This window comes from Neptuniibacter marinus, from assembly GCF_965223595.1.
Lineage (GTDB): Bacteria > Pseudomonadota > Gammaproteobacteria > Pseudomonadales > Balneatricaceae > Neptuniibacter > Neptuniibacter marinus.
Window position 1 is genome coordinate 1,930,905 of record NZ_OZ245004.1, and the last position, 21,631, is coordinate 1,952,535.

General features: G+C 42.7%; 21 protein-coding genes. 14 read left to right on the forward strand and 7 right to left on the reverse strand.

Annotation, left to right across the window (positions count from 1 at the left end; genetic code table 11):
- Positions 1 to 223: 223 nt before the first annotated feature.
- Genes ACOQOE_RS09000 through ACOQOE_RS09010 form a run of 3 tightly spaced genes read left to right on the forward strand, consistent with a single transcriptional unit; the run spans position 224 to position 2,469 of the window.
- Positions 224 to 1,288 carry a hypothetical protein gene (locus ACOQOE_RS09000; RefSeq protein ID WP_420553809.1) on the forward strand — a complete coding sequence of 355 codons (1,065 nt, stop codon included), beginning with the start codon at positions 224 to 226 and terminating at the stop codon, positions 1,286 to 1,288.
- A 58-nt stretch (positions 1,289 to 1,346) separates the two neighbouring features.
- Positions 1,347 to 1,865, forward strand: coding sequence for a paraquat-inducible protein A (locus ACOQOE_RS09005; RefSeq protein WP_420553810.1), 519 nt, complete (start codon positions 1,347 to 1,349; stop codon positions 1,863 to 1,865).
- Positions 1,852 to 2,469, forward strand: coding sequence for a uracil-DNA glycosylase family protein (locus tag ACOQOE_RS09010; RefSeq protein ID WP_420553811.1), 618 nt, complete (start codon positions 1,852 to 1,854; stop codon positions 2,467 to 2,469). Before ACOQOE_RS09005 ends, ACOQOE_RS09010 begins: the two co-directional genes overlap by 14 nt.
- Positions 2,470 to 2,572: 103 nt before the next feature.
- Here the strand turns inward: ACOQOE_RS09010 and ACOQOE_RS09015 are convergent, their stop codons facing one another.
- Complete coding sequence (locus ACOQOE_RS09015) at positions 2,573 to 3,223, reverse strand: pseudouridine synthase (RefSeq protein WP_067869568.1); 651 nt, start codon at positions 3,221 to 3,223, stop codon at positions 2,573 to 2,575.
- A gap of 465 nt (positions 3,224 to 3,688) precedes the next feature.
- Positions 3,689 to 3,901, reverse strand: coding sequence for a cold shock domain-containing protein CspD (cspD, locus tag ACOQOE_RS09020; protein ID WP_067869571.1), 213 nt, complete (start codon positions 3,899 to 3,901; stop codon positions 3,689 to 3,691).
- Positions 3,902 to 4,166: 265 nt separating this feature from the next.
- Between cspD and clpS the strand changes: the two genes are divergently transcribed.
- The gene (gene clpS, locus ACOQOE_RS09025; RefSeq protein WP_231868002.1) at positions 4,167 to 4,511 is read left to right on the forward strand and encodes an ATP-dependent Clp protease adapter ClpS; all 345 of its coding nucleotides are present in this window, start codon (positions 4,167 to 4,169) and stop codon (positions 4,509 to 4,511) included.
- A gap of 12 nt (positions 4,512 to 4,523) precedes the next feature.
- Positions 4,524 to 6,779, forward strand: a complete 2,256-nt coding sequence (gene clpA, locus ACOQOE_RS09030; RefSeq protein ID WP_067869577.1) for an ATP-dependent Clp protease ATP-binding subunit ClpA — start codon at positions 4,524 to 4,526, stop codon at positions 6,777 to 6,779.
- A gap of 117 nt (positions 6,780 to 6,896) precedes the next feature.
- Here the strand turns inward: clpA and infA are convergent, their stop codons facing one another.
- The 4 genes from infA to trxB form a co-directional block, all read right to left on the reverse strand.
- Positions 6,897 to 7,115, reverse strand: coding sequence for a translation initiation factor IF-1 (gene infA / locus ACOQOE_RS09035; RefSeq protein WP_027853708.1), 219 nt, complete (start codon positions 7,113 to 7,115; stop codon positions 6,897 to 6,899).
- A gap of 130 nt (positions 7,116 to 7,245) precedes the next feature.
- Complete coding sequence (locus ACOQOE_RS09040) at positions 7,246 to 7,962, reverse strand: arginyltransferase (RefSeq protein WP_067869580.1); 717 nt, start codon at positions 7,960 to 7,962, stop codon at positions 7,246 to 7,248.
- A gap of 3 nt (positions 7,963 to 7,965) precedes the next feature.
- Positions 7,966 to 8,670 carry a leucyl/phenylalanyl-tRNA--protein transferase gene (aat, locus tag ACOQOE_RS09045; protein WP_067869582.1) on the reverse strand — a complete coding sequence of 235 codons (705 nt, stop codon included), beginning with the start codon at positions 8,668 to 8,670 and terminating at the stop codon, positions 7,966 to 7,968.
- Between the two features lie 46 nt (positions 8,671 to 8,716).
- Positions 8,717 to 9,673: a thioredoxin-disulfide reductase gene (gene trxB / locus ACOQOE_RS09050; RefSeq protein WP_067869585.1), complete on the reverse strand. Its 957-nt coding sequence runs from the start codon at positions 9,671 to 9,673 to the stop codon at positions 8,717 to 8,719.
- A gap of 489 nt (positions 9,674 to 10,162) precedes the next feature.
- On the opposite strand from trxB, the gene ACOQOE_RS09055 reads away from it, so the two are divergent.
- Genes ACOQOE_RS09055 through serS form a run of 5 tightly spaced genes read left to right on the forward strand, consistent with a single transcriptional unit; the run spans position 10,163 to position 16,463 of the window.
- Complete coding sequence (locus ACOQOE_RS09055; protein WP_420553812.1) at positions 10,163 to 12,742, forward strand: DNA translocase FtsK; 2,580 nt, start codon at positions 10,163 to 10,165, stop codon at positions 12,740 to 12,742.
- A gap of 30 nt (positions 12,743 to 12,772) precedes the next feature.
- Entirely contained in the window at positions 12,773 to 13,426 is a 654-nt protein-coding gene (lolA, locus tag ACOQOE_RS09060) for an outer membrane lipoprotein chaperone LolA (RefSeq protein WP_420553813.1), read from the forward strand.
- Position 13,427: 1 nt separating this feature from the next.
- Positions 13,428 to 14,777, forward strand: a complete 1,350-nt coding sequence (locus ACOQOE_RS09065; protein WP_067869596.1) for a replication-associated recombination protein A — start codon at positions 13,428 to 13,430, stop codon at positions 14,775 to 14,777.
- A gap of 11 nt (positions 14,778 to 14,788) precedes the next feature.
- A complete protein-coding gene (crcB, locus tag ACOQOE_RS09070; protein ID WP_067869599.1) occupies positions 14,789 to 15,160 on the forward strand; it encodes a fluoride efflux transporter CrcB in 372 nt (123 codons plus the stop codon).
- A 28-nt stretch (positions 15,161 to 15,188) separates the two neighbouring features.
- On the forward strand, positions 15,189 to 16,463 hold the full coding sequence (serS, locus tag ACOQOE_RS09075; RefSeq protein WP_420553814.1) for a serine--tRNA ligase: 1,275 nt from the start codon (positions 15,189 to 15,191) through the stop codon (positions 16,461 to 16,463).
- 61 nt (positions 16,464 to 16,524) lie between these two features.
- Here the strand turns inward: serS and ACOQOE_RS09080 are convergent, their stop codons facing one another.
- Positions 16,525 to 17,667 carry an IS4 family transposase gene (locus ACOQOE_RS09080; RefSeq protein ID WP_420553815.1) on the reverse strand — a complete coding sequence of 381 codons (1,143 nt, stop codon included), beginning with the start codon at positions 17,665 to 17,667 and terminating at the stop codon, positions 16,525 to 16,527.
- A 489-nt stretch (positions 17,668 to 18,156) separates the two neighbouring features.
- Here ACOQOE_RS09080 and ACOQOE_RS09085 point away from each other — a divergent pair, with 489 nt between their 5' ends.
- The 4 genes from ACOQOE_RS09085 to ACOQOE_RS09100 all read left to right on the forward strand — a co-directional run bounded on the left by ACOQOE_RS09085 (position 18,157) and on the right by ACOQOE_RS09100 (position 21,613).
- Complete coding sequence (locus tag ACOQOE_RS09085; RefSeq protein ID WP_420553816.1) at positions 18,157 to 18,369, forward strand: hypothetical protein; 213 nt, start codon at positions 18,157 to 18,159, stop codon at positions 18,367 to 18,369.
- A gap of 14 nt (positions 18,370 to 18,383) precedes the next feature.
- Complete coding sequence (locus ACOQOE_RS09090; protein WP_420553817.1) at positions 18,384 to 19,007, forward strand: toll/interleukin-1 receptor domain-containing protein; 624 nt, start codon at positions 18,384 to 18,386, stop codon at positions 19,005 to 19,007.
- A gap of 319 nt (positions 19,008 to 19,326) precedes the next feature.
- On the forward strand, positions 19,327 to 20,538 hold the full coding sequence (locus tag ACOQOE_RS09095; protein WP_303518467.1) for a Fic family protein: 1,212 nt from the start codon (positions 19,327 to 19,329) through the stop codon (positions 20,536 to 20,538).
- A 409-nt stretch (positions 20,539 to 20,947) separates the two neighbouring features.
- Entirely contained in the window at positions 20,948 to 21,613 is a 666-nt protein-coding gene (locus ACOQOE_RS09100; protein ID WP_420553818.1) for a hypothetical protein, read from the forward strand.
- The last annotated feature ends 18 nt before the right edge of the window (positions 21,614 to 21,631 follow it).

A 21,631-nucleotide genomic window follows, 5' to 3' on the forward strand; every position in this document is an offset into this window, starting at 1 on the left:
GTAAGCCGCTCGGCGGTTCTATCTGCATTAGGCAATTATTTTCCGCTAAGTCAGTATCAAAAAATTAAATTTTTGCTGATGCAAGAATAGGTTTTTTGCGCCTTAAATAAAGGTATTTAGTCACTATCAATGATTAGTGTCTGAGGTTTTTTACGTCAAATAAAAGAGGAATGAACTATAGACAGGTCTTACTGGTTTTCTATTCAAACTTGTGGAGAGAATAATGATTATTCAGACGAGTACAGTGCACATGAGTGCAGAGCATGAGAAGACAGAATCTATTGAGTTAACAAAAACAATGGATTTCGATGCGCTATCTGCGGGCTTTTTCAGAGAATTTGAAAACGCTCAATCGTTGATTGGTGAGGAGAGTGAAACACAAACTAACTCAATACTTGTATTGACTGAACAAGGTATGCAGTTCAGAACAGCGAGTGATAAGAATGAAGTAGAACAGCGGCATGAACTCATACGTTCTAAGTTATTTGATAGCCTGATAAAAGCGATTAATCCAAAATATGGGGATGCAGATATAAGCAATAATATAGAACTGCCTGCGACATCGTCTTATAGCGAAGATGTGGGGAGTACAGATACTGCTATTCCTCAGCAGATGCAGCCTGTACGTTTGCAGATGTCCTTTAAGGTTTCAGAAACTATAGAGGAGTACGAATGCTCGAGTTTCTCCAGTTGTGGGAAAGTAACAACGGCTGATGGGAAAGAGATAGAATTTGATTTAAGCCTAGAGATGGAGCGAAGCTACTCTGTTAGCCGAGAATTTGAGGTGACAAAAAGCGTCGAATTTACTGACCCGCTTATTGTTAATTTTGAGGGCAACTATGCGGACTTATCGGACGAAAAGTTTGAGTTTGATTTAGACGCAGATGGGGATATGGAGTTAATCAGTTATCTATCAGGCAGTGGTGGTATGTTAGCCATCGATAATAACGAAGACGGTATTATTAATGATGGCACTGAGCTATTTGGTGCGTTAAGTGGTAATGGCTTTGCTGATTTAGCGCAATATGATGAAGACGGGAACAACTATATAGATGAAGCCGACTCTATTTATGATGATTTGATGCTTTGGACAAAAACTGAAGAAGTTGATTCCTTAGTATCCATTGCCGATCATGGTATTGGGGCGATTTATTTAGGTTCAACTGAAACGCCGTTTGATATCAAAGGGGAGAATAATCAACAAAATGGACGAGTGACCTCCAGCGGTTTTTATATTAATGAGACAGGAGAGGTCGGCACCATTCAACAGATCGACATGGCTGTCTAGGTAGATAATATAGATCAATCATAAGGGGGATGAGTCCCTTATGATTGATTAAGGTATAATGCCATTTTGTTTAGGCTCTGTGATCACTTTTATGCAACTCACTTCGCAGCGTGAAGTAAACCTATTACGCTTCTTGCTCTTGTTAACAGTCGTACTTCTATTAACGGGGCTTTTATCCCCCATGCTGACCATGAGTCAGTTTTACTTCTTTGAAAGCTCTTTTTCTGTCGTTGGCGGCCTAGTGAGTTTATTTGAAGAGGGGCAGTATTTTATTGCTATCGTTATTTTAATTTTTAGTGTGCTCGTACCTATAGCAAAAGTACTATTCCTTTTTCATATACTTAAGGAGGGCGTAGAGTGTTCGGTTAAGCAGAAACACTATCTTTCATTGATACATGATTATGGACGTTGGGCGATGCTTGATGTTTTTGTCGTGGCTGTTTTGATTATGACGGTCAAACTCGGGGCAATTGTATCGATTGAAATTCATTGGGGGCTGTACGTATTTGCCGGCGCGGTTATTTTGATTATGTACCTCACCCATAAAGTGGTTAAATTATTTCATGTCGATTCCTGAATCCTTTTATTCACATTTAGCGAAAAGAAAGAACAGCCTCAAAGTTTATAACCCTTATCGTGATCGTTATAAACTGGAAAATCTAAAACGGTATTTTGATGCGATGTTTGCATTGGCCGGGCCGCGGGTCATGTTAGTGGGCGAGGCGCCGGGCTATAAAGGGTGTCGCTTAACTGGGATCCCTTTTTCGAGCGGTAAGCTATTCGAGGAAGTAGAGCATCCCTTCTTGCAAAGTTTAGGGCCGCAATTAACCTTAGATCAGGATAGTCTCGTAGCTGAAAATTCAGCATCAGTGGTATGGCGCTATCTGATTGATCAACCTATAGTGCCCCTGTTTTGGAACTCATTTCCATTTCACCCTCACCCCTCACGTATTCAGAAAAAGAATAGGGCACCTTCAGCCGCAGAGATTAAAGAGGGAGCTTTCTACTTGAATGAGCTGGTTGAGGTTTTTCAGCCTGATATAGTGGCTGGATTAGGGAGGGCGGGAACATCTTGTGCTCAGGCGGTCTTATCGGAAAAAGATATCTGTTATATCCGTCATCCATCTTACGGCGGGAAACGAGACTTTATGACAGGGATGGATCAGATATTGAGTATATAATCAGATTTAAGTGTTCGGTTTATATTTAACTTATTAAAATACAATGAAATTTTAACAGGATGTAGTAAGTTCCATCTAGAGGGGTTAGATTATTTAGGCTTCGTTATCGCGAAGCCTTATGCTCAGGTTTCTTCGAGTAGCGTTTAGGGTTAGCTTTTTTATCTGTACGCTTATACCGGTTATGTTTATCTGTTCTGCTTCCAACTTTTATCTGAGTTTCTGTTTCGATAAATTCTCCCGGTTGTAGCTGGGCCAAAGTATGTGAACCAATGGCATAACGTATTAAACGTAATGTGGGAAAGCCTACCGCGGCTGTCATTCTTCTTACTTGACGATTTTTGCCTTCAGTTATCTTGAGTTCGACCCAGCTTGTCGGAATGTTTTTACGCTCTCTAATAGGAGGAACTCTATCCCATAGATGATTAGGTTCTGCAATTTTTTGCGCTATAGCGGGGCGGGTGCATCCATCTTTAAGTGTTACGCCGTTTGATAATTGCTTAATCGCCTCATCAGTAATATCGCCTTCAACTTGTGCCCAGTAGGTTTTTTCTAATTTGAATTTAGGGTTAGCAAGTTGGTGTTGCAGCTGCCCATTGTCGGTAAGTATAAGCAAGCCCTCTGAGTCATAATCCAATCGACCCGCCGCGTAAAAGCCCGGTTTATTGATATAAGCCGCTAAGGTTTCTTTACCGTCATCGCTCGTGAATTGGGTCAGAACTTGAAATGGTTTGTTAAATAAGAGGATCTTGGTCATTCAATAATCTATAAAGTTTAGAAGTTAGTTTGATCTACAGCGCAGTGCTAGTGCAGAAGAACAAGTTCTTCAATCGCTCGTCGGTGCTATTCTACAGAAGCAAAAAGATTGAAGGGTATTTTTTATGGCTTATCGACCTATTTTTTTGTCGGTTGGAGATGAAATCAGTAACGTATTGAATGATACGTTTAATGTTAAGGCTTGCCGGTTGCTCCTTTTTCCTTTTCCTTGGCGGATGGTATAGGCTGCAAGATATTTAGCTTTGATAAAAAAGGGATTGTTCTACAGCTAAAAGCGGTGACTTATCATGTTCGGCATGAGTGCAAGTGTTGCTTTATAGGAGCTGCGTTTGATACTTCTTTGTTTGGTAGGCTGTAAAAAATGAAACCATTTAGTCGGTATTAATAATAAAAACCAGCACAAGGCTGGTTTTTATTGATTAAAAGGTAATATACCTTTTGTTAACTACTGCGTTTCAAGCGGTTTAATTTGAACGGCATGCGTTCCTTTGGGCCCTGGTTGTGTGTCGAACTCAACTTTCTGTCCAGCTTTGAGGCTTTTATATCCATCTACTTCAATAGCAGAATAATGGGCAAAGAGATCCTCATTATGTTCGTCGGATAAAATAAATCCGTACCCCTTCGAATTATTGAACCACTTTACTTTCCCTGTCTGCATAACTAACTCCCGTATCCAATGCTACATTTGGATTGTTAACCTGAACGTACGACTTTATAGCTGCTAAAATACTCATCAAAGCTATAATAGTAGCTAAAGAGTGTTTCCTAATGCTTGCAGGTACAACGAGGATATGACCTAATCCTGCTATAGTGAAGTATAGCACCCCTCAGAGAATGTGTGACAGGTGTACGATCACTGTTCAGTAGTTAATTATAGTGGAAAATTAGAAGATATATAGATGCATACAAAAATTGAACAAAATATGCCACGAATGTCTAACGACGAGTATGGACCCGATCAGGATCATAGGGATGATTCAGGTTTAGCGACGCAAGAAGCTAAGCCTGAAGTTAAAAAACCATCTATGTATCGAGTCGTGCTAATGAATGATGACTATACGCCGATGGATTTTGTCGTAGCTGTTTTAATAATGTTTTTTAATATGGACCAAGAAAAAGCTACACAAGTAATGTTATCGGTGCATACTGAAGGTAAGGGTGTATGTGGTATCTTTACAAAAGATATAGCTGATACAAAAGCAGCTATAGTTAATCAGTATGCAAGAGACAATAGTCACCCACTACTTTGTGAAGTCGAGAAAGTCTGAAGAGGAACCGTTATGTTAAACCGAGAACTCGAAGACACGCTCAGTGCAGCTTTCCAGGCAGCAAAAGAGAAGCGACATGAATTTATTACGGTCGAGCATCTTTTATTAGCGTTGTTGGAAAATTATGAAGCCCACCAAGTACTAGCCGCTTGTGGTGCTAATTTCGATGGTATTCGTAAAAATCTTGCTGATTTTATCGAAGAAACGACGCCTTTATTATCAGATACGTTACCGGATCTGGATACTCAGCCGACATTGGGTTTTCAGCGAGTACTTCAGCGGGCTGTATTTCATGTTCAGTCTTCAGGTAAAAATGAAGTCACTGGTGCAAATGTTCTTGTTGCAATCTTTAGCGAACAGGAGAGCCAAGCGGTCTATATCCTTCAGCAGCATGGGATTGAGCGTATTGACACGGTTAATTACATTGCCCATGGCATATCCAAAATGTCTGAGCATGAGCATGATAATTCTGAAACACCACTCGAAGGGGACTCTACTGATAATAAAGAGGACAGCCCATTAAGAAAATATGCTGTCAATCTCAATGTAGAGGCAGAAAAAGGCTTAATTGATCCTTTAGTTGGCCGAGACTCTGAAGTTGAGCGTGTCGTCCAAATATTGTCACGTCGCCGTAAAAATAATCCATTGCTGGTGGGCGAGGCCGGTGTAGGTAAAACGGCAATAGCAGAAGGCTTAGCTAAGCTCATTGTCGAAAGTAAAGTACCTGATGTTATCAAAGAGTCGGTCGTTTATTCGTTGGATCTTGGTGCGCTATTGGCAGGTACCAAGTATCGCGGTGACTTTGAGAAGCGTTTAAAAGGTCTCTTGAACGAGATCAAAGAGCTGCCTAAAGCCATATTATTTATTGATGAAATCCATACGATTATTGGTGCTGGTGCTGCGTCAGGTGGTTCTATGGATGCATCTAACCTTTTGAAACCATTGTTGAGTTCCGGCCAGATACGCTGTATCGGCTCTACAACTTTCCAAGAGTTTCGAGGGATTTTTGAAAAAGATCGTGCATTAGCTCGACGTTTTCAAAAAGTGGATGTACTTGAACCAAGCATTGATGATACCTACGCAATATTACGTGGCTTAAAACAGCGTTTTGAAGAGCACCATGAGCTTACCTATAGCGATGAGGCTCTAAAGGCGGCTGCAGAACTGGCAGGGCGTTACATTAATGACAAACATATGCCAGACAAAGCGATTGATGTTATTGATGAGGCGGGTGCTTATCAGCGCCTTCTGCCCGAAGAGTTACGTAAAAAAGTTATCGACGTTGAAGATGTTGAAGCTATTGTCGCCAAAATCGCGCGCATCCCACCAAAAAGTGTTTCGGCTTCAGATAAAAGCCAACTGGCTAAACTGGATACGAACCTCAAAATGGTGGTACTGGGGCAGGATGAAGCGATTGATACACTGTCTTCTGCAATTAAACTATCCCGTGCTGGATTAAAAGAGCCGAATAAACCTGTAGGTTGTTTCCTTTTTGCTGGCCCAACAGGGGTTGGTAAAACAGAAGTGACTCAGCAACTTGCACGAGTTATGGGGATTGAGTTAGTTCGTTTCGATATGTCAGAGTATATGGAGCGACATACCGTATCACGCTTGATCGGTGCGCCTCCTGGATACGTGGGTTACGATCAAGGCGGGCTGCTTACTGAAGCGGTTACTAAGTCTCCTCACTGCGTATTGTTGCTTGATGAAATAGAGAAAGCACATCCCGAAGTGTTTAACTTACTGCTTCAAGTGATGGATAACGGCACATTAACTGATAATAATGGCCGTAAAGCCGACTTCCGTAATGTGATTTTAGTGATGACAACCAATGCCGGTGCTCAAGATATGAGTCGTGCTTCTATTGGTTTCACTAAGCAGAATCATGCAACGGATGGTATTGAAGCGATTAAGAAAATGTTTACTCCTGAATTCCGTAACCGTTTGGATGGGATTATTCAGTTTAAACCTCTGGATCCTAGCATTATCAAGGGTGTAGTAGACAAGTTCTTTGCTGAGCTTCAAGTTCAATTGGATGAGAAGCATGTAGTTCTTCATCTAACGGATGCTGCCCGCACATGGTTTGCCGAAAAAGGCTACGATGAGCAGATGGGTGCGCGGCCTATGAAGCGCTTGATTCAGGAAAAACTGAAAAAGCCATTGGCTGAAATGATCCTATTTGGTGAATTAGCTGAAGAGGGTGGAGAGGTTGAGATCGGTGTAGACGCTGAAGGTGAAATTAGCGTTGAAGTGACTAGTTGTGTTTAACTGTTGATATCCAATCCATAGAAATAAAAATGGCAGCCAATTGGCTGCCATTTTTTATGCTTACCTAGGCTAACTTATCCCATATGTTAGATAAGATTCGCCAGGAAGACGCAAAGATTAACGTGCGCGATAAACGATACGGCCTTTGCTTAGGTCGTAAGGTGTTAATTCTACTTTAACTTTATCGCCAGTCAGGATACGGATGTAGTTTTTACGCATTTTTCCTGAGATGTGTGCCGTTACAACGTGACCGTTTTCCAGCTCAACACGGAACATAGTGTTCGGTAGCGTGTCGACCACGGTGCCTTCCATTTCAATGCTATCTTCTTTAGCCATTAATTTTTTACCTTGTTGAGAGAGGCTCCAGATATCTGGACCTAATAATTGCGCGATATTGTGCCTGAAAATCACTTTTATATCAAAGGGAAATCGGAATATATGTTATTTAAACTAGACTTTGACCGCGTTAATCGGGCTGAACTAATACCCATTGGTCCTCTAAAAGGAGCTCAAAGGGTCTAAATGAGATTTTATAGCTCATTTTTCGGCAGTTTTTTACCCAATAGCCTAGGTAGAGGTAATTAAGGTTATTTTGTTGGCAAAATTGTAATTGCCATAAAATACAAAAGGTTCCTAAGCTACGTTTAGGTAAGGATGGATCAAAAAAAGTGTAGATCGCTGAGAGCCCCTTTTCGAGTGTATCAATAACGCTAACGGCAACTAGCGTATCTGTGGCGTCTCTGAACTCAATAAACTGAGTATGTTCCGCACCCTCAACAAGGAAGGAGGTAAACTGCTCTGAACTTGGCGGAAACATATCACCATCTTGATGGCGCTTATTAATATAGCGAGAATATAGGGAGTAATACTCCTCAGTAAAGGAGGGGGCGTGGGTGGTTGCGTATATATCTTTGTTTTTGGCAAGAATACGCTTCTGGCTTTTACTAAAGCTATAGACCGCAAGGGGGATTCTGACGGATATACAAGCCCTGCAATCATCACAGTGGGGGCGATAAACATGTTTACCACTTCGTCTAAAGCCGAGATCTGAAAGTTGGCTGTAGGTTGACTGATCAAGTTCTACTTGTGGATCGACAAAGAGAGTTTTAGCTATTTTATTCTCTAAATAGCTACAATCATGCTCAGGGGTCGCGTAAAAATGTAATGTCCTGAGATTGCTCAAGGTTTACTCCATTTGATCTGCTGGCAGGCCAAACTGCCAATGCGTTTGGCCAATCTCATCAAGATATTGATCAAGGTATAACTGAAATTCACGCCGGTTTATCTCAGTTGCACCTAATGAAAATAGATGATCATTGCTTACTTGGCAATCAACTAAAGCATAGCCCCATTTTTCTAGTTGTTCGACCATTTTAATAAAGGCGATCTTAGATGCGTCCTTTACTTTGCTAAACATGGATTCGCCAAAAAAGAGTTTACCTATAGCCAAGCCGTAAAGCCCACCGACGAGTTCATCGTCAATATAAACTTCAACCGAGTGGGCTAAACCCTTTTTGTGAAGGTTACAGTAAGCGTCTTTCATTTCGTTAGTGATCCATGTGCCATCTTCTCCCCGTCGAGGAGCTGAACAGGCATCGATAACCTGAGCGAAATTACGATTAAATACGACCGTATAATCCTTTTTCTTTAAACGCTTACGCATGCTTCTTGATATATGGATTTGATCGGGGATGAGTACGCAGCGGGGATCAGGGCTCCACCAGAGAATCGGTTCGCCAGGGCTGTACCAAGGAAAAATACCTGCACGATATGCGCTAATAAGTCGCTCGGGGCTTAAATCGCCCCCCGCAGCTAATAAACCATTAGGGTCATCAAGCGCCTGCTCTATGGGAGGAAAACTATCTGAAGGGTTTTGTAGCCATGGGATCATAGTATTCGTTACAAAAGGGCGGAGCTTGCACTCCGCCGTAGTCTACTTACTTGATTAGATCATCAAGATAACGTTCAGCATCTAATGCGGCCATACAGCCAAAACCTGCTGAGGTAATCGCTTGGCGATAGATATGGTCACAGACATCACCGGCTGCAAAAACACCCTCAACACTGGTTTGTGTTGCTTTACCTTCAAGCCCTGACTGTATCTTTAGGTAACCATCTTTCATCTCAAGCTGGCCTTCAAAAATATCAGTATTAGGTTTGTGGCCAATTGCTATAAATACGCCAGCAACATCGAGCTCTGTAGCTTTGTCGTTCTCGGTACTTTTAATACGCAGACCGGTCACGCCTGAATCATCACCGAGGACTTCCTCTAAGGTATGATTCCATATGATGTTGATATTTCCGTTTTCGGCACGTTCAAGCAGCTTATCTTGTAATATCTTCTCTGAGCGTAAGCTATCGCGACGGTGAATTAAGGTAACTTCCTCGGCGATATTCGAAAGATAAAGGGCTTCTTCTACCGCGGTATTACCGCCACCTATAACCGCTACTTTTTGGCCTTTATAGAAAAAGCCATCACAGGTTGCACAAGCGGATACGCCGCGTCCAGCAAAGGCTTCTTCAGAAGGAAGGCCCAAATATTGAGCCGAAGCGCCCGTACAGATTATAAGCGCGTCGCAAGTGTACTCGCCCATATCGCCTTTTAAGCGGAAAGGGCGGTTTTGCAGATCAGTCTCATTGATATGATCAAAAAGGATCTCTGTATCAAAGCGCTCGGCGTGCTGCTGCATACGTTGCATTAGCTCAGGTCCTTGAACGCCATCGACATCGCCGGGCCAGTTATCGACATCGGTCGTTGTAGTCAGCTGACCGCCTGCTTGCATGCCTGTTATGACAATAGGTTTAAGGTTAGCGCGTGCGGCATATACAGCGGCAGTGTAGCCTGCTGGGCCACTACCGAGAATGATTAGGTTGTGGTGTTGTACTTCGCTCATGGTAATAAGAAACAGATCCGTTAGTGAAATAGATTATAAAACAATGGGGGAGGTTGAATAGAAATTCAACCCGCACCCTTAAGTTTACGCCGGCCTGATCAAAAAGCTTAGGCCGAATCAGGTTAAACAAAATAGTAACATGAAATTTTCACCCCATGTGCGTTATGTGTCCGTTTTAAATGTTTTCATTGGCCCAGTGCAAGGAATTGTATTAATCGATCTTAGCAATGAATTACTAAATATTAGCCAATAATATGCCTATGCAGTGTAGGCGACAATATTCGTTGTACGGATACCTAATAGATGATCTTCATTTATGGATAAGGGAGATATGCCATTGTTGGGTGTGAAAGGCTTGTAGAAAAATCAATTGAGTAGGTGATTAGCTTAAAAGGAATCAAAAAAGTTACGCGTATCAAGCGTTAGTCATGCCCCAATTTATGTTATTGTTAGCCCTCGTTTTTCTACAGATATTATGGAGCTTTACCCTTGAGCGCGACCGACAACGGACAACGTTTAAGTTTTACTGCCTTGTTAGCAAGAATTAGCCGTGAATCCAGTCTGATTATTATTATTGCGATCAGCATCTTTTTACTGATCTCTTTGATTGGCTTTGACCCAAGAGATTCGGGGTGGTCACATCTTGGCTACCAGCCAGAAGTAAGAAACTTTACCGGACCTGCTGGGGCGTGGTTAGCCGACCTTTTTCTATCCGGCTTTGGTTTGAGTGCATTTTTTATTCCGGTGTTGATGATCTATTCCGCTGTACGGTTTATGTCACGTAAAGATCAAAACCTTATGGATACCGTACCATTTTTTATACTAAGAGCGACAGGTGCGGTTTTATTAGTCGCTTCGTTTAGTGCTTTATGCGCTACACATCTAGCGAATAATGGACTTGAATACCCATTTAGTTCCGGCGGTGTTTTAGGCGAAGCCTTATCAGATTGGTCCGTCTTCTGGTTAAGTGTTGTTGGTAGTTCTGTCGTTCTATTTACAATATTCCTATTTGGCCTAACGCTTCTATTGGAGATGGGCTGGGGCGCTATGCTTGAGTCGATCGGTCAGAAATTGGTTGATCGAGGGCATAAAGTCTTGCCCGAAAAAATCGCAGAAAGAATGGGCAGGTCCACGGAGGAACAGCCGAAAGACAAGAGTGCTTTCAGTCAGCGCTTTCGCCGTGAATCACCAGAATCGACTGATGCAGCGCCCCTTATCACCGAACGGGTTGAACCGACCTACGCTAGGTTTAATGGCTCAGACCTAGATCAACAGCAAGAATCGGTTGCACCAGCAATAGATGATATCCCGATTGTACGGCCCATTAGCGTGCCGGAGAAAGATGAGAAGATAGACAATTATATAGATAAAGCAGTGAACCCAGCCTTAGATTCGCAAAACAAAACGAGAGAGTTATCGCCGGAGCAGACAAATACTAGGCCTCAAACTTCTGCACCTGAGCCGATCAAGTCACACGTCAAGGTTGTGCCTCTGTCTGAAACCCATAAACCTATGCAAGATGATGAGTTAGGTTTAGAGCATGCGGTAGAATCTAAACGTAAGGCAAAGCGGAAAATACCGCCGCTAGAGCTACTTGATCCCCCTGAATTGAACACTAATACCGGTTATTCCCTAGATGAGATCGAGCAGATGTCTCGTATGCTAGAGAGTAAATTAAAGGATTTTGGGGTTATTGCCGAGGTGGTAGAAGTTAATCCCGGCCCAGTAATTACCCGTTTTGAAATTCAGCCAGCGCCTGGGGTAAAAGCCAGTAAGATTACCAACCTAGCGAAAGACCTAGCACGTTCAATGGCGGTTAGTAGTGTACGTGTAGTGGAAGTGATTCCCGGTAAATCTGTGGTGGGCATAGAGATTCCTAACGAATCCCGTTTAACTGTTCATTTGAGTGAGGTGTTAAGTTCTAAACCTTACTCATCGGCCTCATCAAAAGTTACGATTGGCTTAGGTAATGATATTGCCGGTAATCCTGTGGTGGCTAACCTCGCGAAAATGCCCCATCTATTAGTTGCAGGGACCACCGGCTCAGGTAAATCAGTGGGTGTAAACGCCATGATCCTCTCGTTGCTGTTTAAGGCAACGCCGGAGGAGGTTAGGTTGATTCTGGTCGACCCTAAAATGTTGGAGCTTTCTATTTATGAAGGTATCCCACACCTTTTAACACCGGTTATCACCGATATGAAAGATGCCGCATCAGGTTTACGTTGGTGTGTGGGCGAGATGGAACGCCGTTATCGGGTGATGGCCAAGATGGGCGTGCGTAATTTAGCTGGCTTTAACGATAAAATTGAAGAAGCGCGAAAGCAGGGCAAACCTTTACTGGACCCGCTATGGAATGCTGAAGAAAATGGCGAACCTTTTGGTACCCCTGCACCGGAGTTAGAAACACTTCCTTACATCGTTGTCGTGATCGACGAATTTGCTGACATGATGATGATTGTTGGTAAAAAAGTGGAAGAACTTATTGCACGTATCGCACAAAAAGCACGTGCGGCGGGTATTCACCTAATTTTGGCAACCCAGCGACCCTCAGTTGATGTTATTACCGGTTTAATTAAAGCGAACATCCCTACGCGAATCGCTTTCCAAGTATCCTCGCGTATAGATTCACGCACTATTCTCGATCAGTCGGGCGCAGAACATCTATTAGGCTGGGGTGATATGCTTTATCTTCCCGCCGGTACCAGTTTGCCTAACCGTGTGCATGGTGCTTTTGTGAGTGATGATGAAGTTCACCGCGTTGTAGAAGCATGGAAAAAGCTAGGCCAACCGGATTACATTACAGAAATAACCCAAGGTGATAGTACGTCAGACGGCGGAGGTTCAGGTTCATTATTCGATGATGAACAAGATCCGCTTTATGATGAGGCGGTCGCATTTGTATTAGAAACCCGTAAAGCTTCTATCTCTAGTGTGCAGCGGCGATTGAAAATTGGCTATAACCGCGCCGCACGTATGGTCGAAGCAATGGAAGCAGCAGGTGTTGTGAGTACAGCGGGTAGCAATGGTCAGCGCGAAGTGCTGGCACCATCACCTAATGGTGAGATGTAAAATCACCATTATTACTTATTAAGGTTGGTTATGGGTTTTAAAGCATTAACAAAAAGAATCTTAGTTAGCACAGTATTAAGTACCAGTTTATTGTGCTCATCGGTCGCTTCAGCTATTTCCGGATCAGAAAAGTTAACCAAGTTACTGACAGGCTATGAGAGCTTTTCTGCTCAGTTTCAGCAAGTGACTATCTCTGATAATGGTCGCGAAGCTCAGAAAACAGAGGGGAGTGTTCTGCTGTCTAAACCCAATCGGTTTCGTTGGGAAACGCTTCAGCCTTTTCCGCAAGAGATTGTCTCAGATGGGCAATATATCTGGATCTATGATCCTGATTTAGAACAGGTAACTCAACGCTCCGCAGATATACAGCAAGAAAGTGCCCCAGCCTTGATCCTTAATGGGCAAATTGGGCAGCTACAAAAAACTTATAAGATCCGTATGATGGAAGATACCGGTGCTGAGCAATTATTTGATCTAACGCCTGTTTCTGAGCAATATAGTTTTAGCCGAATTCGCTTAGCCTTTTCTGATAATTTGATTTCAGAAATCATGTTAGAAGATTCCTTAGGTCAGCGCACATCGGTTGTTTTCTCTAAACAGCAGATTAATCCTGAATTTGAAGCTGAAAGCTTCTTCTTTCGTATACCTAAAGACACTGATGTTATCGTAGATATAGAGGAATAGAGTGGATCTTTTTTCCCAAACACCTGCTTATGAACCGCTTGCCGCTAAAATTCGGCCAAAAACCTTAGCTGAATATTATGGCCAGAAACACTTGTTGGGGCAGGGTAAGCCTTTACGAACGGCGTTAGAGCAAGGGTCGGCCCATTCAATGATATTTTGGGGGCCACCGGGTGTAGGGAAAACAACTTTAGCTAAACTAATTGCCCATCATGTTGATGCTCATTTTATCACCCTCTCAGCCGTGCTATCCGGTGTTAAGGATATACGAGTTGCTGTTGAGCAAGCTAAACAGCATTCAGCGCAAACGGGGCGTAAAACAATCCTGTTTGTGGATGAGGTGCACCGTTTTAATAAATCCCAACAAGATGCGTTTCTTCCTTATATAGAAGATGGGACGATCATCTTTGTTGGCGCTACGACAGAAAACCCCTCGTTTGAACTAAATAATGCACTGCTATCCCGTGCCCGTGTTTATCTTCTGCGCTCCCTTGAAGAGAGTGACATTCTTGAAGTGATTCAGCGCGGAATAACGGATAAAGAGCAGGGCTTAGGTAAGCGTAATCTACAGATCTCTGAAGAGATGATCAATCGACTTGCTCAGGCCGCAGATGGTGATGCTCGACGTTCGCTAAATCTACTGGAAATTGCCGCTGATCTTGCGGTAAAACAAGACGACGGCACAGAATTAATTGATGAGCAGGTGTTAGAGGAGGTGCTTCGCTCTTCGGGTCGCCGCTATGATAAACAAGGCGATCTGTTTTACGACATGATCTCCGCTTTCCATAAGTCGGTACGCGGCTCCTCTCCCGATGGTGCGCTTTATTGGTATTGTCGTATGTTGGATGGTGGCTGTGACCCGCTGTATATCGCCCGTCGCTTAGTTGCCATTGCCTCAGAAGATATAGGCAATGCAGACCCAAGAGCGATGCAAGTTGCTTTATCGGCCTGGGACGCTTTTGAACGGGTAGGGCCTGCCGAAGGGGAAAGGGCGATCGCCCAAGCCGCTGTGTATTGCGCCTCGGCACCGAAAAGTAATGCGATCTACCAAGCATTTAATCAATGCTTGATGGATGTAAAATCACAACCTAGTTATGAAGTACCGGTTCATCTGCGTAATGCACCCACCAGTTTAATGAAAGATATGGGCTATGGGGCTGAATATCGTTATGCTCATAACGAGCCGGATGCTTATGCGGCGGGTGAAAATTACCTACCGCCAGAAATTGCCGGTCAACAATGGTACTATCCAGAAGCACGTGGTTTAGAAGTGAAAATTGGTGAAAAACTACGTCATCTGAAAAACCTAGATCAACAGAGCCCTCAGCAGCGATACGCTGAGGAGAGTAAGTAGGAGCGTTTCATATGCAGCATCTCTTCGCAATTGCGATAGGTGGGGCGGTGGGTGCCTTAGGGCGTTATTGGGTGAGTGGTATTCTTAATAATGCCGAGCATCGAATTCCCTATGGGACACTTACCTGTAATGTTGTGGGTTCATTTTTAATGGGTATCTTATTTGTACTCATATTGGAAAAAGCCAAACTTAGTGCCGAGCTTCGACCTCTGTTAATGGTCGGATTTATGGGTGCGTTTACGACTTTTTCTACTTTTTCACTGGAAACAGTCGCAATGCTGCAGGAAGGGCATGTTATCTCTGCGGTGATTTATATATTATTAAGCGTTCTATTGTGTCTGGTTGCTTTATATGGCGGCCTGTCCTTAACTCGCTTGTTTTAATCGTTCTTAAAAGGTGTTTTAGAAGCTCATGCTTGACGCAAAATATGTCCGTGCAAACCCCGAAGAAGTTGCACAGTTATTAAAGAAAAAGGGTTACGAATTCCCAGTAGATCAGTTTGTTGAACTGGAGAACCAGCGTAAGCAATTGCAGGTGGATACAGAAAACCTGCAAAACGAGCGAAATACCCGATCCAAAGGGATTGGTAAAGCCAAAGCCGCGGGCGAAGATATTCAGCCGCTATTAGCTGAAGTAGCCGATCTAGGGCAAAAGCTTGATGCCGCTAAAGCGGATCTAAACGAGGTTCAAGCGAAGTTAGATGATCTACTGTACGGCGTACCCAATATTCCTTGCGATAAAGTGCCAGAAGGTGCTGATGAAGATGATAACGTCGAGATTCGTCGTTGGGGCACACCGCGAGAGTTTGATTTTGAACCCCAAGATCATGTTGCTTTAGGTGAAAAAAGCGGCGAACTAGATTTTGAAGTTGCCGCTAAACTAACTGGCTCACGCTTTTCGGTTATGACTGGCAAGCTCGCACGTCTACATCGTGCACTGATCCAGTTTATGCTGGATACACAAACTGAAGATCACGGTTATACCGAAGCGTACGTTCCCTATATGGTTAATGCGGACAGCCTTCGCGGCACAGGCCAGCTACCAAAGTTTGGTGAAGACCTATTTAAAGTACCCTTCGGCGAGCGTGAATATTACCTTATTCCTACCGCCGAAGTACCTGTGACTAACCTTGTGCGTGATGAGATTGTTGAAGCGGACCAGCTTCCCCTTCGCTTTACCGCACATACACCATGCTTCCGTTCAGAAGCGGGCGCATCAGGTAAAGATACGCGCGGTTTGATCCGTCAGCATCAGTTTGAAAAAGTCGAAATGGTGCAAATTGTAGAGCCGTCTAAATCATGGGAAACCCTTGATCAGATGACCGGTCATGCGGAAGCGATTCTACAAAAACTTAACCTGCCATACCGTGTTGTAACCCTTTGTGGTGGTGATCTAGGCTTTAGCGCTGCGCAAACCAACGATATTGAAGTCTGGTTGCCAGGGCAGGGTAAATACCGTGAGATCTCATCCATCTCTAATATGACAGACTTCCAATCACGCCGACTACAGGCGCGCTGGAGAAACCCAGAAACAGGTAAACCAGAACTGGTTCATACCTTAAATGGTTCCGGTTTAGCGGTAGGGCGTACACTTTTAGCTGTGATGGAAAACTACCAAACAGCAGACGGCAATATCGCTATACCTGAGGCCCTACAGTCCTATATGGGCGGTAAAACAGAGATCTAATACTCTACTCAGGATAAATAAAAAACACGCCCAAGGGCACTGCTGTCCCACAATTTTTTAATCATAAAGGGATCCTCATCTGAGGGTCCCTTTTTTGTCGCTCTGGCGGTGACGGGTTTAGCAACTCTTTCAGAGCTTTTCGTTCAAATAAGCTTAGTTGAAGAATCCGCATTACTCTCTGTACGGTCCACCCCTTTTTCGCACAGTGCCGCGCATACGCTAACAAGAGATAGCTGATCATTGCGATCCAGATCTGCGTCATGACTGCATTTTGGGAACTACCTAAAAATGCTTTAATTTTCAGGTTTTGCTTAATCGCTTTGAAGAACAATTCCACCTGCCAACGGTCTTTATAAATAGCCGCAATTGTGCTGGCAGCTAATTTGAAGTTATTAGTTATAAAACGATACTGTCGCTTGGTTTCAGGGCAGGTAAATCCCACTAGGCGCAACTTGGGCGCGCCTTGTTTTTGGGCGTGCTGACTGGTTAGCCTAATACTCTGGTCATAATCAACACCTGCGCTTTGATGGTGTTCGATAACCTCATAGACCGCATTGGGTCTTAAGCGAGTCACGAAGCTAACTTCTTGTTTTGACAGTAATCCATACCAGCTGTAGTCGTTATACCCCTTATCAAATGCAACAATACTGCCTTTCGGAAAACGGAACTGACGGCCTTTGATTAGCTCGCTTTCCAGCCCGTGACTGAGGGCAGTAAACTCAGGAATGAGTGAGGCGTTATTCAACCCGACATGTAGTTTCATAGCCGCTTTAGTTTGGTGGCACTGTGCCCATGGAAAGAGCTTGAGAGACAGGTCGATCACGCTGGCATCTAATGAATAGAGAGGGTTTTTAAAGCGGAACTTATGGTTATTATCCCTTAATGAACAGCGCTGTAGTAGTTTATAAAATACAGCTTCATAAAGTTCAGCGGGTTGTTTTTCGTTCAGGCGAGCTAATGTTGTTCTGGCGATGGGTTTGGCGCCCAGATGATAAAGCTTGTGCTGCTGGCTGCGTAGACTGGATTCAATATCACGCAGGCTTTGACGGCCAGAAAGTTGTGACATGGACATCCCAATGAACTGATCCCAGCGAGATGCTGAACGTAATTTTTGCCCCTGATGATGTTGTTTTGCAAGCGCCTCAAATTCATGTCTCGGCAGAGGTTGCAGCAACTGATGAAAAGCGGTGTTATGATGTGACAAAGCCTGAGTCCTTTGGTTTAACTGGTGTGTGGTAACAACAGTTTACCAGTGGATCTCAGGCTTTTTCATTTACCATCCAAAACTATGGGACAGCAATGCGCCCAAGGGCGTGTTTTTTTGTTTAAGCGCTTTACGCTTAACCTATAGGCGCTTAGCCCGTGCGCGAAAGAGAGCTTATTTGAAGAGGTTTTATTTAAATACGGGTGTATTGAGGGTGCGCGCGTAGGAGGCCTCATGTATTGACGGTATAACGGGGAAGGCGAATGCTATTTTTATATAGGATATTCCATCCGTTTGGCCTTTATGCAAGGATAGTAAGACAACTCTGTAATTTTCTCCATGGATGAGAAATCCTCTAGCAAGGAAAGCTTATGAAATTCAATACGTCACAATACTTTTTTAATACCCTTTCTTGGAGATATATGACAACTTGTCGTGTTTAATCGAGATAATCGGTTATGTTTTAGCTATTAGAAATAAGGATTATCGATGAATGGTGATTGGGGACCTGTAATCGTTATTAAGGGCGATCATAAAGGTAAAATTGGGCATTACGATGACAATGACTCTCTGTTTTCTGATGAAGAAAATATTGACCCCGACTTCTGGGATAGTGACTCATGGAGAGACGTAGAGGGTGTCGAGGAAGAAAACTTAAAAGCATTAGATGTAGCTATCGTTACTTCGGCGACTTATTCATAGCTAAAGGGTACTACTTGCTGCCACATGATTATATTAGAGCGGTTACAACAGACGATCTAATGAAAAGGCGTGAAGAGCTTCACGATTTGTGTGGTCGGTTTGCAAGAATACGAGATCCAGATTTAGACGTTGAACCTGAAGAGGAGGATTCATTCTTAAGAGAATTACACTACGTGGATTCAACATTAGTTGATCGCATGATTGAGGCAAGGTATTCAAACGTGGAAAACGGGGCAAGCATTTTCATTTCACATTCATCTGAAGATAAGCCATTTGCAAGATGGGTTGCTACTGATCTTAAAGCTTCCGGGCACAAGCCTTGGCTTGATGAGTGGGAGATCAACGTAGGTGAATCAATTCCGGCGAAAATATCTCTGGGTGTCAAAGAAGCTGATTTCGTCATTGTGATTCTGTCAGAAAATTCGATTAACTCAAACTGGGTCGAAAGAGAGTGGCAAAATAAATACTGGGACGAAGTAAGTAGTGGAAATATACATGTTCTTCCAGTTCTATATAGAGATTGTGAAATACCAGAATTATTGAAAACAAAAAAATACGCTGACTTTCGTAATAGTTACAATGATGGTTTGGAAGATGTGTTATCAGCTATCAATCATCTTGTTCCGAGCGTTGAATAATTCTAACAGCGCATGTTGCCGGACTGGTTTTCCGCTCAAAACCAGCCGCAAATGCGAGCGTTACATTCCTTTAGAGCGTGTCTTACATATAATGTAATTCTATACTTATTTCTAGAAGTGATACTGTTTCCTGACAGAAGACCCACTCAATATCAATTAGTTCCCGCAGCCGATGTCATATAACTAGGTAAGACTATGATATTTTTATGGCATATAATTCACTTGAATGATATTGCTTTAAATCCTTGTATTTGTTGCCTTTGAAGAATTTTCATGTCATTTTTAATATTCTACTAATGTCACTTAATGGGAGTTATTTGTGAGTCTTGATATCAATTCCTTTAGTCTTTGGCCAATTTCTTACGATAGTCCAGTTGTTGATCTAGGCTTCGAGCTTGAGGAACTTAGGGCTTACAGGCCTCACGGGACTACACCAGACTGGCTTTTTTTCCAGCTCAAAGACATTCTCCATTCTGCAGAAAGTTTGATGTCCCTTCGGCTTGAGGGCAATACAACAGAGATAGTTGAGTACGCTCAAGCTAGGCAATGTGGTGATTTTGTAAAGGAGCCGATTAAAGAGATTTCCAATTACGAGAAGGCCTTAACGCATACTATGAGACATCTCGAGAACGAGGGTGACATAGACGGAGATCTTATATGTACACTTCACGAAATTGTTGTGGATGGACTGACACCTGTACAAGCTGGAGGTGATGGTGATATGCATCCAGGTCAATATTCATTTATCAAGGAGGAAGGGGTCAGACGTGTAGGGAGTGAAACAACAGGAAAATATCACTATCCGCCTATTTTTCCAGACAATGCAAAATACATGCAACGTTTATTTGAATTTATCGAAACAGATCATGGAAAGAAATATGATGCAATAAAGATAGGACAGGCACATCAACATTTTGCTTGGATTCATCCGTTCAACAATGGAAATGGTAGAGTTGGGCGATTACTTACTCATGCTATGTTGATCAAAGCTAATTTTAGTGTCGCAGGGTTACTTACCCCATCGTCTATCTTTTGTGGAGATAGATCTGAATACAACGCTCGCTTGTCTGCTTGTGATGACCTATCAAATAATATTTCCAAGGAGGAGTGGCTTATATATGTACTGGGTGGAATAGTTAAGGAGTTCAAAAAAGTTACTAATCTTATGGACTTTGACTTTGTTAAAAAGAAGATCCTACTCTCGGCAATCGATGGAGCCTATGAACACGGGAAAATTGAGCAGAATGATCATAAGATTTTGAAATGTGTATATCATTTGGAAAGTTTCAAGACTGGTGACACCGCAGACCTTGAGCTCGCCTCGGCATATAGATCAAGATTACTTGGCGGTATGCTCGAAAAAGGGCTGATTAAGAAAAAAGCAGAAAAAGGTCGTATCTATCAGGTTAATTATCTTCATCCGCAGCTTATGTATGGGGTGCTCAAAGCACTTGAGTATCAAAGGATGTTGCCTCCGCCTGACAAAATGCTTGCTAGAGCAATTAGTAAGGAGCGAACTAAATTCGAATGAAAGTGTTTTTTTGTTTAAGGGCTTAAAATAAGCTTTTAACTTATTGGCGCTTAGCCCTAAGCGAAAGAGGGCTTATTTAGAGAACCTTTCATTTCTCTACAGGTGTTCTGCGTTTAATAGCGAGTGGGTCAGGAATCTCATATTGACTGTATAATGAGGGAAGCGATAGCATGCTCTTATGCTATTTTTATATAGGATATTCCATCCGTTTGGCCTTTATGCAAGGATAGTAGGACAACTCTGTAATTTTCTCCACGGATGAGAAATCCTCAAGCAAGGAAAGCTAATGAAATTCAATCCAGCACAATACCTTTTTAATATCCTTTCTTGGAGATATATGACAATTTGTCGTGTTTAATCGCGACAATCTGTCATATATTTAGCTGTTATATGATAAACGAGGTTGGTATTGAAGTTATATAAATATATACCAGAGCAATTCGTTGATGGTTTTGTAAACAAAGGTCATATCCTCTTTAGGAATCTTACGTATTTTCGCCAATATGAGGATAATCGTAGGGGCGACCTGCTCGAAGGGTTTCACCGCGACAATCCAGATAATGATATAACGCTGTCTTGTCCAAATACTGGCCGAGTCTTAGCAAAGGGAGACTTTTCTTTTTTAAATTCAATAAACACGGATTTAATTTTTGTTTTCTGTTTATCTAGACTGCATAAAGAAGAACTATATGAAGAGTTTGAATCTAATATTTGCGTTGAAATAACTGATGGTGAAGAATTTGAAAGGCGTGCGAGACTTGCTGTAATGCGTTATATATCACTCCATAGATGTGGTTTGCTGTCTGGCAATGTTATGTACTACCAGCACACTGCTCCGGCAGGCTTCAATATAAAAGAACCAAAAAATTTAGCTTTTGCTAAAGGGGCACACTATGAACATCAGCAAGAGTTTAGGCTAGTATTTGGCACTACCAAAAGAGCATTTGAGTTAAAGCAACAGGTTGTAATAAACCAGAGGTATGACTTTTTTGACGAAGCACGGAAGGGGCAGTCAAAGGAAAAACTCCTAAAAGTTGGTAGTTTAAATGATATTGCGAAAGTTCATCGCATATAACAAGAAAATAAAACCTAC

Excerpts from the sequence above, each read along its gene's own strand:
- ACOQOE_RS09000 (WP_420553809.1), top strand. The coding sequence starts at position 224 with ATGATTATTCAGACGAGTACAGTGCACATGAGTGCAGAGCATGAGAAG.
- ACOQOE_RS09005 (WP_420553810.1), top strand. The coding sequence starts at position 1,347 with ATGCCATTTTGTTTAGGCTCTGTGATCACTTTTATGCAACTCACTTCG.
- ACOQOE_RS09010 (WP_420553811.1), top strand. The coding sequence starts at position 1,852 with ATGTCGATTCCTGAATCCTTTTATTCACATTTAGCGAAAAGAAAGAAC.
- ACOQOE_RS09015 (WP_067869568.1), bottom strand. The coding sequence starts at position 3,223 with ATGACCAAGATCCTCTTATTTAACAAACCATTTCAAGTTCTGACCCAA.
- cspD (WP_067869571.1), bottom strand. The coding sequence starts at position 3,901 with ATGCAGACAGGGAAAGTAAAGTGGTTCAATAATTCGAAGGGGTACGGA.
- clpS (WP_231868002.1), top strand. The coding sequence starts at position 4,167 with ATGCCACGAATGTCTAACGACGAGTATGGACCCGATCAGGATCATAGG.
- clpA (WP_067869577.1), top strand. The coding sequence starts at position 4,524 with ATGTTAAACCGAGAACTCGAAGACACGCTCAGTGCAGCTTTCCAGGCA.
- infA (WP_027853708.1), bottom strand. The coding sequence starts at position 7,115 with ATGGCTAAAGAAGATAGCATTGAAATGGAAGGCACCGTGGTCGACACG.
- aat (WP_067869582.1), bottom strand. The coding sequence starts at position 8,670 with ATGATCCCATGGCTACAAAACCCTTCAGATAGTTTTCCTCCCATAGAG.
- trxB (WP_067869585.1), bottom strand. The coding sequence starts at position 9,673 with ATGAGCGAAGTACAACACCACAACCTAATCATTCTCGGTAGTGGCCCA.
- lolA (WP_420553813.1), top strand. The coding sequence starts at position 12,773 with ATGGGTTTTAAAGCATTAACAAAAAGAATCTTAGTTAGCACAGTATTA.
- crcB (WP_067869599.1), top strand. The coding sequence starts at position 14,789 with ATGCAGCATCTCTTCGCAATTGCGATAGGTGGGGCGGTGGGTGCCTTA.
- serS (WP_420553814.1), top strand. The coding sequence starts at position 15,189 with ATGCTTGACGCAAAATATGTCCGTGCAAACCCCGAAGAAGTTGCACAG.
- ACOQOE_RS09085 (WP_420553816.1), top strand. The coding sequence starts at position 18,157 with ATGAATGGTGATTGGGGACCTGTAATCGTTATTAAGGGCGATCATAAA.